Below are 13,260 nucleotides of genomic sequence, written 5' to 3' on the forward strand. Positions count from 1 at the left end.
TTGCATCGCAGGCGGGGAAGGCGCTGTACACGCAGGTCTGCCAGGCGTGTCACGCGGCGGGCGTGCTCGGCGCACCGAAATTCGGCGATAAAGACGCCTGGGCCGCGCGCCTGAAAGAGCCGATGGACACCGTCTACGGCTATGCGCTGCACGGCAAGGGTGCGATGCCGGCCAAAGGTGGATCGAATGCGCCCGATGCCGACGTTAAGGCCGCCGTCGATTACATGGTGGCGGCGTCGAAGTAGTCGTTTCAGCTTCTGCCAATAAAAGCCCTGCGCAAGACGCAGGGTTTTTTTATGCCACCACAAATCAAGCCGGCTTCTGCAGCAACTCCTTGAGCCGCGCCATCCGGTCCTTCGGCGACATCGGCGCTTCCTCTTCGGTCGGCGGCGGGGCATCGTCCAGAAGCATTTCCGGGATGAACCGCGACGCCTCGCAGACCACCGTTTCGCGCGCCCGCTTGCGCTTCTTGCACCAGTTCAGATGCAGACTGCGCTGCGCGCGCGTGATCGCGACATACATCAGCCGCCGCTCTTCCTCGATACGGCCGGTATCCACGGGTGCATCGGCATCGGCGTCCGGATTGCCCCGGTGCGGCATGATCCCCTCCTCCACGCCAACCAGAAAAACGTGCGGATATTCCAGGCCCTTCGAAGCATGCACCGTCGATAACCGCACGGCATCCGGATTCTCGTCCTTGCCTTCGAGCATCGACATGAGCGCGACCGTCTGGATCAGACCGAGCAGGTTCTTGCCTTCGTCGCCGAAACCATCGGCGTTGTCGTACCCCGTCGCTTCCGCGCCCGCCACTTCCGGCTTCGTGCCCTTTTTCTTCAGCCACTCGCAGAACTCAAGCACGTTCTGCCATTTGGACTGGGCTTGCCGTTCGTCGTGGGCGTCGTAGAGATACGCCTCGTAATGGATGGCTTCCATCATGTCGTCGAGCACTTCGGTCGCTGGATCGCGCCCCGCCCGGTCGGACAGCCGCTGCATCCAGTCGCAGAACGCGCGCAACGGCTCGACCTGGCGCGCCGAAAGACGCGCCTCGATCCCGCCCATGAACACGGCCTCAAACAGCGAAACCTTTGCCTGGCCCGCGAACGCGCCGAGCGCCTCTAGCGTCGTATTGCCAACTCCGCGCCGAGGGGTGGTGATCGCTCGAATGAACGCGGGATCGTCGTCGGGATTCGCGATCAGCCGCAAATACGCGACGATGTCCTTGATCTCGGCTTTATCGAAAAAGGACTGCCCGCCGGACAGTACGTAAGGAATCCGCTCGCGCCGCAAGACTTGCTCGAAGATCCGCGCCTGGAAATTCCCGCGATACAAAATCGCGTAATCGCGGAACGCCGAGCGCCGCTCGAACTTATGCGCTGACAACCGGAACACGACCGACTCGGCCTCGTGCTCTTCGTCGTTGCAGGCGGTCACCGTGATGGAATCGCCCATGCCATGTTCGGACCAGAGCTTCTTTTCGAACAACTTGGGGTTGTTCGAAATCACGTTGTTCGCCGCGGTCAGGATGCGAACCGTCGACCGGTAGTTCTGCTCGAGCTTCACCAAATGCAGCTTCGGGAAATCCTTGCCTAATTGCGCCAGGTTTTCGAGCGTGGCGCCGCGCCAGCCGTAGATCGCCTGATCGTCGTCGCCCACGGCCGTGAACGCGGCGCGCGGACCGGCCAGCAGCTTTAGCAACTCGTACTGGCAGGCGTTGGTGTCCTGATATTCATCGATCAGCAGGTAACGCAGCCGGTTCTGCCACTTTTCGCGAACCTGCTCGTTCTCCGCGAACAGCTGCGCAGGCTTGAGAATCAGGTCATCGAAATCCAGCGCCTGATACGCGTGCAAGGTCGCCACGTAGCTCCGGAACACAATGGCTGCCTGCATCTCGTCTTCATTCGATGCCATCGCCGACGCCTGGTCCGGCGACACCATGCCGTTTTTCCACAGCGAGATGATCGACTGGACCTTCCTGATCAAGCCCTTGTCCGTGGTTCCGAGCTGTTCCTGGACCATGCCGAAACAGTCGCTGGAATCCATGATCGAGAACTGAGGTTTCAGGCCGACGTGCTCGGCCTCCTGCCGCATGATCTGCACGCCGAGCGAGTGGAACGTCGAAATGGTCAACTGGTTCACCGGCACGCGGCGGCCTTCCTTGCCGGGCGTGGTGAGCGTTTTCCCTTCGAGCAGCTTGGCCGTGCGTTCGCGCATTTCGAGCGCGGCCTTGTTGGTAAAGGTCAGCGCGGCGATGTGCTTCGGCTCGAAGCCCTTCCCCTCGATCAAATGCGCGATCTTCTGGGTGATCACACGCGTCTTGCCGCTGCCGGCGCCGGCGAGCACGAGACACGGACCATCGAGATAGCGCACCGCTTCGGATTGCGCGGCGTTCATGCCTGCTGCGGACATCGTTCGGACACTTTGAGACGCGTAAATCGGGCGGACGTTTCAGCCGCCGGCGCTACGCTTGGGTGAGCAAGAATGTGGGCGAAATCGCGTAACCACGAAGCACGCGCAATTTCGAGAGCGCGATGTTAACACGGAAGAAACTGTCGATCGAAGGCATTGGTTCTGACCCTTTCGCTGCAAAAAACAAGCTTGTCCGATGTCGCTCCGGGCTGAAAACTGGCCCGTGCCACAATACCGGCGTCGCCAACACCAACAGGATGCCTGCATGACAGCACTTCTAAAAGTAGGCCTAATGGGCTATGGCTTTGCCGGCGAGACCTTCCACGCGCCCGTGATCGAGCACTGCGGCCGCGCAACGGTCGCCGCCATTGCCACGGGCAAGCCCGAGCGCGCGCAGGCCGATTACCCGAACGCAAAGATTGTCGAAGATTTCGACGCGCTGCTCGCGCTCGATGACCTTGATTGCATCGTGATCGCTACGCCAAACGACACGCATTTCGATATGGCCAAAAAGTCGCTCGAAGCAGGCAAGAACGTAGTCGTCGACAAACCTGTCACGCTCTCCAGCGCAGACGCCAGGACGCTCGCCGATCTCGCCGAATCCCGCGGCTTGCTGTTCGCGCCTTTCCACAATCGCCGATGGGACGGCGATTTCATGACCGCACGCGCATTGATAGAAAGCGGCCGGCTCGGGCGCGTGACGCACTACGAATCGCATTTCGACCGGTTCCGGCCGAAAGTGCCACAGCGCTGGCGCGAGGAAGCGTCGCGCGGAGGCGGTTTGCTGTTCGACCTGGGACCGCATCTCATCGATCAGGCGCTGGCCCTTTTCGGCGCGCCGCAGACCGTGTTCGCCACCGTCAAGATGCATCGCGATCACGCCAGCGCGCCGGATTACGTCCATTTGCTGCTCGGCTATCCGGACAAGGAAGTCGTATTGCACGCAACCGCGCTCGCCGCGCTCGAACCGCCGCGCTTCGCCATTCACGGCACGCGCGGCAGTTATGTGAAGACCGGGCTCGATGTCCAGGAAGACCAGCTCAAGGCCGGTTTGCGTCCGGGCAACGCCGAATTCGGCAAGAATCCGCCGGGCCTCCTGCGCGAAGTCGATGGCGACCACGATCTGCGCCAGGAATTCGCCACGCGCGACGGGGCGTATGCGGAGTTTTACCGGTCGCTGGCGGCATCCGTGCTCGATGGCAAGCCGTTCCTGGTTACGGCGCAGGATGCCGTGGATGTCATGACCATCATCGATACCGCCATCCGCAGCAACGCCGAAGGCCGCCGCCTGGATTTCGCGCGGCTGCAATAACAAACGCCTCACATCCGACTTTCAAACACACAGCGTTACATTTGCACACGTCGCCGGCGTCAGCCGGGGCCGTGCGCAGACCGTTCTTCTGCAGTCGCACGAGACTTATCTCAAAAACCAAAAGGGGAGAACAGATACATGCTGACATTCAAGCAAAGTTGCGCGCGTGCGCTCATTGGGGTGGCGCTTGCGGGGTCGTTGGCAGCCTGCGTGGTCGAGCCGGCGCGGCAAGTCGATGTAGTCCGCGAAGCGCCCGCCAGGCCCGATCCGCATGCTGAAGCGGTGCATCGGATGGATCAGGTCAATGGCCGCATCAACGCGCTCTGGCATCACGTCGATCAGCGCGTGAACCAGGGCTTCTACCCGCCGCCACAGGGCGATGCGTTTCATCATCGGCTGGATGTGATCAGGCAGGAATCACGCGATATGGCTTCGCAGCACGGCGGCGGTTTGTCGGGCGAAGAACAGCGCACGCTGAACGGCGAACTCGACGGCGTGCAGCACGCAATCCAGTAAGTCTGGCCTGCCTGGCGGACGGTTCCAGCGTCCGCCGGCCAACAGCCTTTCTCATGGGGCTATCGGCAAACCCAGTTTGACATTCGTATATCGGTCGCGTAAATTCGCCGCACGCGTCGGGAGAGAGCGCTGAATTTATTTGTCGCAACCTGGACAAACAAAACGAGCGTCGCCGAAGGGGCACACCCACAAACTCTCAGGCAAAAGGACCGGCTGCGTCGAAGTTCCGTTCATGTAGTGCGCCTTTAATCGGGCATCGAATGGAAAATCGCACTCTGGAGAGCGGCATCGGCTGATAAGAAGTAACGGCCAGTTGCCCACCGAAGGGGCGCGCGTTGAAGTCGGTATATCGGCTCGAAACGTGCAATCTCTCAGGTACCGAGGACAGAGGGGTCATGTACCGGATCGCTACGCGGTTTGAGCTTTGCGTTCGCAAAAGCCCGAACTCCGAGCGGATTGGTCGCATGGCCTTTTTTTGTTTTCGCGCACGCCCGAGGCTCGCTCCATGTCTGATCTTCAACACACGCCCTTGCACGCCACGCACCTCGCGCTCAACGCGCGCATGGTCGATTTCGGCGGCTGGGACATGCCCGTCAACTACGGTTCGCAGATCGACGAACACCACGCGGTGCGCACCGATGCCGGCATGTTCGACGTGTCGCACATGCGCGTCGTCGATTTCACCGGCGACAAGGCGCGCGAGTTCTTCAAGTATGCAATCGCCAACAACGTCGACAAGCTGACCGTTCCCGGCAAGGCGCTTTATTCTTGCTTGCTGAACCCGGAAGGCGGCGTGATCGATGACCTGATCGTCTATTTTTTCGCCGATGACAATTTTCGCGTCGTCGTGAATGCCGGCACGGCCGAGAAAGACATCGCGTGGTTCGGTCATTTGAATGCGGAAGGCGGTTTTGGCCTCACGATCACGCCGCGCCGCGATTTCGCGATCGTCGCCGTGCAAGGTCCGAACGCGCGCGAAAAGGTCTGGCAAGTGCTGCCGGAAACGCGCGAATCGACCGCCGAACTCAAACCCTTCAACGCCGTGCAATTCCCCGAATCGTCATACGGCGACGTGATGCTCGCGCGCACCGGCTACACGGGCGAAGACGGCTTCGAGATCGTGATCCCGGCTACGCAAGTCGAAAGATTCTGGAACACGCTGGTCGCTCAAGGGGTGAAACCGGCGGGCCTCGGCGCACGCGACACGCTGCGTCTGGAAGCCGGCATGAACCTTTACGGCCAGGACATGGACGACACGGTCTCGCCGCTCGACGCAGGCCTTTCGTGGACCGTCGACCTGAACGATGCCAACCGGGCGTTCGTGGGACGGGCGGCGGTCGAGGCGAATGGGTCGAAGACGCGCTTTGTCGGCCTGATTCTGCAGAAGGAAAACGGCCGCGCCGGTGGCGTACTTCGTGCTCACCAGAAGGTCGTTACGACCGACGGCGAAGGCGAGATCACGAGCGGCACTTTCTCGCCGTCGATGCAGGAATCCATCGCGTTCGCACGCGTGCCACCAGGCGTGAAACCGGGCGATAAAGTGCACGTCGTCATTCGCGACAAACAACTGCCGGCAAGCGTGGTAAAACTGCCGTTCGTGCGCAACGGCAAGGTTCTGGCGGCACTTTAGGCCGCTTTCGAATGCTCGGCAAAAGCCACGCACGTCCCACCCTCAAAGACAAACTGGAGCATCCGCATGAGCATCCCGGCCGACCTCAAATACACCGAATCGCACGAATGGGTGCGCACTGAATCCGACGGCACGCTGACCATCGGCATCACGGATCACGCGCAGGAAGCGCTGGGCGACGTGGTGTTCGTCGAACTGCCGCCGATCGGCAAGACCGTCGCTGCGGGCGACGCCATTGCGGTGATCGAATCGGTGAAAGCCGCGTCGGATATCTACGCGCCTGTCTCGGGCGAGATCGTCGGCGCGAACGATGCGCTGACGGGCACGCCGGACCAGATCAACGGCACGCCGTACGAAAGCTGGCTCTTCAAGATCAAGCCCGCAGCCGATGCCACCACGGATCGACTGATCGATGCCGGTGCGTACGGCACCTCGATTGGCGAGTAAAACTTCTCTACGACCGTGCGGCGTGTTTGCCCATAAAAACCCGCCGCACCTGCAGGAATTCTCATGAAGCTCGAACACCCGGATCGTCTGATGAACCGCTCATCCTTGTCCCTCGCCGCGCTCGAATGCCACGACGCCTTCGCCCAGCGGCACATCGGCCCGGATGCGGCCGACCAGCACGCCATGCTCGATGCGCTCGGCTTTGCGTCGCGTGCGGCGTTCATCGACGCGGTGATCCCAGAGGCTATCCGGCGCCATGAAACGCTGCCGCTCGGCGCGTTCACGCAGCCAAAGAGCGAGGCCGAAGCGCTTGCGTCGTTAAGAAAGCTCGCGGATCAGAACCTGGTGTTCAGAAACTATATTGGCCAGGGTTACTATGGCACGCACACGCCGGCTGTGATCCTGCGCAACGTGCTCGAAAATCCGGCGTGGTACACGGCGTACACGCCGTATCAGCCGGAGATTTCGCAGGGCCGGCTGGAGGCGTTGCTGAACTTCCAGCAAATGGTGATCGACCTGACGGGCCTCGCCATGTCGAACGCATCCTTGCTCGACGAAGCCACCGCCGCCGCCGAAGCCATGACGCTTTTGCAACGCGTCGGCAAGCCGAAATCGAACCTGTTTTATATCGCCGACGATGTGTTGCCGCAGACCATCGAAGTCGTGCAGACACGGGCGAAACCTGCCGGCATCGAAGTGAAAGTAGGTCCCGCCGCCGATGCCGCCACGGCCAACGCATTCGGCGTGCTGCTGCAATATCCCGGCGCGAATGGCGATGTGCATGACTATCGCGCGCTGACGGAAGCGGTGCATGCGGCAGGCGGTTTTGTGATCGCAGCCGCTGACTTGCTCGCACTGACGCTGCTCACGCCCCCGGGCGAATGGGGCGCGGACGTGGCGATCGGCAATACGCAGCGCTTCGGCGTGCCGGTTGGTTTCGGCGGTCCGCACGCGGCGTACATGGCCGTGCGCGATGACTTCAAGCGCCAGATGCCGGGCCGTCTCGTAGGCGTCACTGTCGACGCCCAAGGCAAGCACGCGCTGCGTCTCGCGCTGCAAACGCGCGAACAGCATATTCGCCGCGAGAAAGCGACTTCGAATGTATGTACGGCGCAAGCGTTGCTCGCGATCATGGCCAGCATGTACGCCGTGTATCACGGGCCGCAAGGCTTGAAGACCATTGCGTTGCGCGTGAATTGCGTCGCGTCCATCTTCGCGGCCGGCGTGCAGAAGCTCGGTTACACGCTCGCGAACGAAACCTTCTTTGATACCGTCACCATCGAGAGCGGCGCGAACACCACGGCGTTGCATCAGGCGGCGTCGGCGGTGCATGTGAACTTGCGGCATATCGATGCAACGCGCGTAGGCGTTTCTGTCGATGAAACCACCTCCCGCGACGACCTCCTCAAGCTCTTCGCGTTGTTCGCGGAAGTGGCCGGCAAGACGGAAACGTTCGATATCGACGCGCTGGATTCAGATGCAAAATCGTCGTTGCCGAAAACGTTGGAGCGCACGAGCGAATACCTCACGCACCCGGTGTTCAACCGCCATCATTCCGAGCATGAAATGCTGCGCTATCTGCGCAGTCTCGCGGACAAGGACCTCGCACTCGATCGCACGATGATCCCGCTCGGTTCCTGCACGATGAAGCTGAACGCAACGTCGGAAATGCTGCCTGTGACGTGGCCGGAATTCGCGCAGATTCATCCGTTCGCGCCAGCCGAGCAGACCGTCGGTTACCGGACCATGATCGATCAGCTCGAGCAGATGCTCGTGGCATGTACGGGTTACGCGGCGGTATCGCTGCAACCCAATGCCGGCTCGCAAGGCGAATACGCTGGCTTGCTGATCATCCATGCGTATCACGCGTCGCGTGGCGAAGGGCATCGGAATATCTGTTTGATTCCGTCGTCGGCGCACGGGACGAACCCGGCATCGGCGCAAATGGCGGGCATGCAGGTCGTGGTCGTTGCGTGCGATGAGCAAGGCAATGTCCATATCGCCGACCTGAAGGCCAAGGCCGAAAAGCACGCGGCCAATCTGGCGGCGATCATGATCACGTATCCGTCCACGCACGGCGTGTTCGAAGCGAACGTGCGCGAAATCTGCGAGATCGTGCATGCGCACGGCGGACAGGTGTATGTGGATGGCGCGAACATGAACGCAATGGTCGGCCTCACAGCGCCGGGCCAGTTCGGCGGCGACGTCTCGCACTTGAATCTGCACAAGACGTTCTGCATTCCGCACGGCGGCGGCGGACCGGGCGTGGGTCCTGTTGCTGTCGGTGCGCATCTGGCGAAGTTCTTGCCGAACCAGCAATCGACCGGTTATCAGCGCGATGCGTCGGGCATTGGCGCGGTATCGTCGGCGCCTTATGGCTCGGCCGCCATCTTGCCGATTTCGTGGATGTACATCGCGATGATGGGCGCGCAAGGCCTCACGGCCGCGACCGAAAACGCGATCCTCGCCGCGAACTATGTGGCCAAGCGCCTCGCCGCACATTACCCCGTGCTGTACAGCGGCGCCGGCGGTCTGGTCGCGCATGAATGCATTCTCGATCTGCGCCCGTTGAAAGAGACGAGCGGCATTTCGGTCGAGGACGTGGCAAAGCGTCTTATCGATTACGGTTTCCACGCGCCGACCATGAGCTTCCCGGTTCCCGGCACGCTGATGGTCGAGCCGACGGAATCGGAATCGAAGGAGGAGCTGGATCGGTTTATCGATGCAATGATCGCCATTCGCGACGAAATCCGTGCGGTCGAAGAAGGCACGTCGGATCGCGAAGACAATCCGCTGAAGCACGCGCCGCACACGGCGGCGGTTGTTGTTGCGGACGACTGGACGCACAAGTATTCGCGCGAAACGGCGGCGTATCCGCTGGCATCGCTGGTCACGCGCAAGTACTGGCCGCCGGTTGGCCGCGCGGACAATGCGTACGGCGACCGGAACCTGTTCTGCTCGTGCATTCCGCTGTCGGAGTATGGTGAATGAGCGTTGAATAAGCGATAGATTCAACCGCGCGGCTTTCCCCGAAGCCGCACGGTTTTGCCGGATTCACGCAACACCAGATACCATCTCACCCGAACGAAGCCAATCAGGGAGTTTTGCATGGCGCGACAGGTGCGAATGGTGAACAAGACGTGGCGTGTTCCGGCGATTATCGCGGCCCTTGCAGCAACGGCGTTGAGCGCGCAGACCGCGACCGCCGCAATGAATTTTTGCGCCGCGCCGGCGATGCAGAACAGCGAGCGCACGAACGCCGATCCGGGCGTGAAAGCGCTGGTCAAGATGGTGCAAGCGCATTTGAACGAGCAGCCGAAGGCGCGTGCGACCTTGCATACGGAAGGCACGTTGCCGCACCAGGGCATTCGTGACGAAAGCGAGGAAGCGGAGAAAGATCTCGGGCTGATGCGCGACGCCGCGCTCGCCTGGCGCGCGACGGGAAACGAAGCATATTTGCGTCTCGTCGACCGGTTTTTATTTGCGTGGGCGACGACCTATCAGCCGAGTTTCAATCCTATCGACGAAACGAATTTCGAGTCGCTGATCCTTGCCTACGACCTGACCGCGAGCGCGCTGCCCGTGAAGACGCGCAATGCCGCGAACGCGTTCATCACGAAATTGGTGACCGGCTACATAGCGGATATCGACAAACAGAAACGGCCGCTCACGGGCACGTATCGGAACAATTGGCAGAGTCACCGGATCAAGTTGATATCGATGGGCGCGTTCACCATCGATGACCGCAAGCTCATCAACACAGCGCAGCGTCTGTACGTGGAACATATTGGAGACAACATTGCGCCGGACGGTTCCACCGTCGATTTCGCCGAGCGCGACGCTTTGCATTACGTGACCTACGACCTTCAGCCTCTGGTCACGGCGGCTCTCGCTGCGCGCCGTCACAACCGCAACTGGCTTGCCGAACGCGCGCAATCCGGCGCAACGCTGGCTGGTGCGTTGAACTGGCTGACGCCGTATGCGCTTGGCACTCGCACGCACGAGGAATTCGTGAATTCGAAAGTTCCCTTCGATGCCAGCCGCCGCGAAGCCGGCCTGCCCGGTTTCTCGGGGCAATGGGATCCGAAGAACAGCGCCGAATTGTTTCATCTTTCGGCACGGCTCGACGGGCGATACACGCCCATCGCGCTGCGTCTTGCACCTACTCCACCCGCCTGGCTTGCGGTTTGTCTGCCGCTGCCGGCGCGATGATTTTCTAGCGGCACTTAGCAGGAGCAGTCATGGCAGTCAGCGTTTTCGACCTTTTCAAAATCGGCATCGGTCCGTCGAGTTCGCATACGGTTGGGCCCATGCGAGCGGCCCTGATGTTCGTGCAAGGGCTTGAACGCGATGGTCTGCTTGACGCGACGGCTTCCGTGAAATGCGAGTTGTACGGCTCGCTGGGCGCGACGGGAAAAGGTCACGGCACGGATCGCGGCGTGATGCTCGGTCTGATGGGCGACGCGCCCGATACCGTCGATGCCAGCACGATCACCCCTCGCCTCGAGACCGTGCGCGCGACCAAGAAGTTGTCATTGCTTGGCCGGCATGAGATTCCGTTCGTGCAGAAGGATCACATCACGTTTTTGCGCCAGGCGTTGTCGGAGCATCCGAACGGCATGAAACTGCACGCCTTCGATGCCAATGGCACGTCACTACGCGACGCCACCTACCTTTCCGTGGGCGGCGGGTTTGTGGTGACAGCGGGGGCATCGAACGTGAAGGTGCTCACGGCCATTGAACAATTGCCATACGCGTTTCAATCCGGCGACGAACTGCTCGCGCTCTGCCGTGATACCGGCAAATCCGTTGCGCAACTGATGTGGGACAACGAGCGCGTCTGGCGCAGCGACGAGGAGATCCGCTCGGGTTTGCTGCGCATCTGGGACGTGATGCAGTCATGCGTGAAGCGCGGGTGCGGTATCGACAACCCCGATGCCGATGGTTGCCTTCCTGGTCCTTTCCAGGTCAAGCGTCGGGCGCCGGTTTTGTATCGGGCGCTGGTTGGCAAGCCTGAGCAGGCGTTGCGCGACCCGCTTTCCATGATCGACTGGATCAACCTGTACGCGATCGCCGTGAACGAGGAAAACGCCGTGGGCGGGCGTGTGGTGACGGCCCCGACCAACGGCGCAGCGGGCATCATCCCGGCCGTGCTGCATTACTACGACCGGTTCATGCCGGGATCGAACCAGCAGGGCGTGATCGACTTTTTGCTGACGGCGGCGGCCATCGGGATCTTGTACAAGATGAACGCATCGATATCCGGCGCTGAAGTCGGATGTCAGGGCGAGGTTGGCGTTGCATGTTCGATGGCCGCGGCCGGATTGGCGGCGGTGATGGGTGGCACGCCGACGCAGGTTGAAAACGCGGCCGAGATCGGGATGGAACACAACCTTGGGCTGACTTGCGATCCTGTTGGCGGGATGGTGCAGATTCCGTGTATTGAACGAAATGCAATGGGATCGATGAAAGCCGTGAACGCGGCGCGCATGGCGATGCGCGGGGACGGCAGTCATTATGTTTCGCTGGATTCCGTGATCAAGACGATGATGCAAACCGGCGCGGATATGAAGACGAAGTACAAGGAGACTTCGCGGGGCGGGTTGGCGGTGAATATTGTTGAGTGTTAGGTGCTGGCGCTTGGGCGGGGGAGGTTTACGGTCGGGTTGCTGCTTTTTAGGCTTTCGCGCGTTCTGTTCTGGCTGATTTCTTTAGCACTGTTAGCCACTGTCCGTGGCGGGACTTCATTTCTTTGTCCAACGGCGACAAAGAAACGAAGCAAAGAAAACGCCTCCCAACCGCTAATTCTTAAGTGTCCCGAGCGTGCACGTACAACTGTTTGGTTCTTCAGAAGAACGCTCGACGCCGCAATCAAGAACACTTGAAACCCTCCCCCTTCGTCAACCGCAACCCACACGCTTCGCCACCAGTGTGGGAATCCGTTAATGAGGCTTCCGCGCTGCGCGCGCTGACGCCCAAACGACGGGCTTGGCTGTACTGGTTCCGTTTTGCCCGCGCGAGCCTAGGACCACCGGCGGCAAAGTCTCGGCAAGTTCAGGATGCTGTAGCGCCGTCATGTGTTCAACCCGTTGTTCACTTGGGCCAGGTTTCCGTATTGACTGCCACAGTTACTGGTGGCGAAGCGTGTGGGTATCTGTTGACGAAGGGGGAGGGGTTCAAGTGTTGGTGTTTATGGCGTCGAGCGTTCTTCTGAAGTACCAAACAGTTGTACGTGCACGCTCGGGACACTTAAGAATTAGCGGTTGGAAGGCGTTTTCTTTGCTTCGTTTCTTTTTCGCCGTTGGAAAAAGAAATGAAGTCCCGCCACGGACAGTGGCTAATAGTGCTAAAGAGATCAGCCAGAACGGAACGCGAGCAAGCTCAAACAGCAACAACCCGGCATTAACTCCGACCGCAACGAACACTATCCCGAGCGCTAGCGCAAAACCCGTGAAATGAAGTCCCGCCACGGACAGTGGCTAATAGTGCTAAAAAAGTCAGCCAGAACAGAACGCGCGAAAGCCTAAAAAGCAGCAACCCGACATCAACCCGACCATAAACCGCCCCCGACCAAGCGCCAGCGCGAAAACCCCGCCTAGCGTCACCGCCCCGCCCCAGCGTAAGCTACGAATTCCAGCTCCGCTTGCGAGCCAAACCGCCGAACCACCGAACCGCCGAACCTTCCGGGAGGTTTCATCGAATGGCATCTGCAGTCCCAGCATCCCACCCCAACCCGACGACCGGCGCGAAGCTCATCGTCGATGCCCTCCTGACCCACGGCGTCGAACGGGTCTTCTGCGTCCCGGGCGAAAGCTTTCTCGCGATCCTCGATTCCCTCCACGACGAAACCAGCCGCATCCAGACCATCGTCTGCCGTCACGAAGCCGCCGCGGCAAACATGGCCGAGGCAGTCGGCAAACTCACCGGCCGCCCCGGCGTCGCACTCGTA

The 13,260-nt window shown here is 60.8% G+C and carries 10 protein-coding genes and 2 riboswitches; of the genes, 9 read left to right on the top strand and 1 reads right to left on the bottom strand.

Annotated elements, in window-relative coordinates; translation table 11 throughout:
• Positions 1-245 (top strand): c-type cytochrome (locus tag ACRXB1_RS16350; protein WP_449492566.1); only part of this gene is annotated, 245 nt, incomplete at its 5' end.
• A gap of 64 nt (positions 246-309) precedes the next feature.
• On the opposite strand, the gene ACRXB1_RS16355 is transcribed toward ACRXB1_RS16350, so the two are convergent.
• Positions 310-2,406 carry a UvrD-helicase domain-containing protein gene (locus ACRXB1_RS16355; protein ID WP_449492567.1) on the bottom strand — a complete coding sequence of 699 codons (2,097 nt, stop codon included), beginning with the start codon at positions 2,404-2,406 and terminating at the stop codon, positions 310-312.
• A 265-nt stretch (positions 2,407-2,671) separates the two neighbouring features.
• On the opposite strand from ACRXB1_RS16355, the gene ACRXB1_RS16360 reads away from it, so the two are divergent.
• From ACRXB1_RS16360 to ACRXB1_RS16395, 8 genes are all read left to right on the top strand, one after another.
• Positions 2,672-3,718 (top strand): oxidoreductase, encoded by a 1,047-nt coding sequence (locus tag ACRXB1_RS16360; RefSeq protein WP_449492568.1) that lies wholly within the window; start codon positions 2,672-2,674, stop codon positions 3,716-3,718.
• A gap of 138 nt (positions 3,719-3,856) precedes the next feature.
• On the top strand, positions 3,857-4,234 hold the full coding sequence (locus ACRXB1_RS16365; RefSeq protein WP_062168404.1) for a hypothetical protein: 378 nt from the start codon (positions 3,857-3,859) through the stop codon (positions 4,232-4,234).
• 107 nt (positions 4,235-4,341) lie between these two features.
• A riboswitch (glycine riboswitch) is annotated at positions 4,342-4,456 on the top strand.
• A gap of 43 nt (positions 4,457-4,499) precedes the next feature.
• Positions 4,500-4,632, top strand: a riboswitch (glycine riboswitch).
• 107 nt (positions 4,633-4,739) lie between these two features.
• Positions 4,740-5,864, top strand: coding sequence for a glycine cleavage system aminomethyltransferase GcvT (gcvT, locus tag ACRXB1_RS16370; protein WP_449492569.1), 1,125 nt, complete (start codon positions 4,740-4,742; stop codon positions 5,862-5,864).
• A 66-nt stretch (positions 5,865-5,930) separates the two neighbouring features.
• Positions 5,931-6,311 (top strand): glycine cleavage system protein GcvH, encoded by a 381-nt coding sequence (gene gcvH / locus ACRXB1_RS16375; RefSeq protein WP_062168408.1) that lies wholly within the window; start codon positions 5,931-5,933, stop codon positions 6,309-6,311.
• A gap of 63 nt (positions 6,312-6,374) precedes the next feature.
• Entirely contained in the window at positions 6,375-9,302 is a 2,928-nt protein-coding gene (gene gcvP / locus ACRXB1_RS16380) for an aminomethyl-transferring glycine dehydrogenase (RefSeq protein WP_449492570.1), read from the top strand.
• Positions 9,303-9,419: 117 nt separating this feature from the next.
• Entirely contained in the window at positions 9,420-10,523 is a 1,104-nt protein-coding gene (locus ACRXB1_RS16385; RefSeq protein ID WP_449492571.1) for an alginate lyase family protein, read from the top strand.
• A 29-nt stretch (positions 10,524-10,552) separates the two neighbouring features.
• A complete protein-coding gene (locus ACRXB1_RS16390; RefSeq protein ID WP_449492572.1) occupies positions 10,553-11,941 on the top strand; it encodes an L-serine ammonia-lyase in 1,389 nt (462 codons plus the stop codon).
• Positions 11,942-13,011: 1,070 nt separating this feature from the next.
• On the top strand, positions 13,012-13,260 hold a 249-nt coding region (locus ACRXB1_RS16395; RefSeq protein WP_449492573.1), incomplete at its 3' end, for a thiamine pyrophosphate-binding protein.

Source organism: Caballeronia sp. M23-90 (genome assembly GCF_053574605.1).

What these genes read in the sequence shown, in the direction of transcription:
- gcvP (WP_449492570.1), top strand. Translation starts at nt 6,375, where the DNA reads ATGAAGCTCGAACACCCGGATCGTCTGATGAACCGCTCATCCTTGTCC.
- gcvT (WP_449492569.1), top strand. Translation starts at nt 4,740, where the DNA reads ATGTCTGATCTTCAACACACGCCCTTGCACGCCACGCACCTCGCGCTC.
- ACRXB1_RS16385 (WP_449492571.1), top strand. Translation starts at nt 9,420, where the DNA reads ATGGCGCGACAGGTGCGAATGGTGAACAAGACGTGGCGTGTTCCGGCG.
- ACRXB1_RS16360 (WP_449492568.1), top strand. Translation starts at nt 2,672, where the DNA reads ATGACAGCACTTCTAAAAGTAGGCCTAATGGGCTATGGCTTTGCCGGC.
- ACRXB1_RS16365 (WP_062168404.1), top strand. Translation starts at nt 3,857, where the DNA reads ATGCTGACATTCAAGCAAAGTTGCGCGCGTGCGCTCATTGGGGTGGCG.
- gcvH (WP_062168408.1), top strand. Translation starts at nt 5,931, where the DNA reads ATGAGCATCCCGGCCGACCTCAAATACACCGAATCGCACGAATGGGTG.
- ACRXB1_RS16355 (WP_449492567.1), bottom strand. Translation starts at nt 2,406, where the DNA reads ATGTCCGCAGCAGGCATGAACGCCGCGCAATCCGAAGCGGTGCGCTAT.
- ACRXB1_RS16390 (WP_449492572.1), top strand. Translation starts at nt 10,553, where the DNA reads ATGGCAGTCAGCGTTTTCGACCTTTTCAAAATCGGCATCGGTCCGTCG.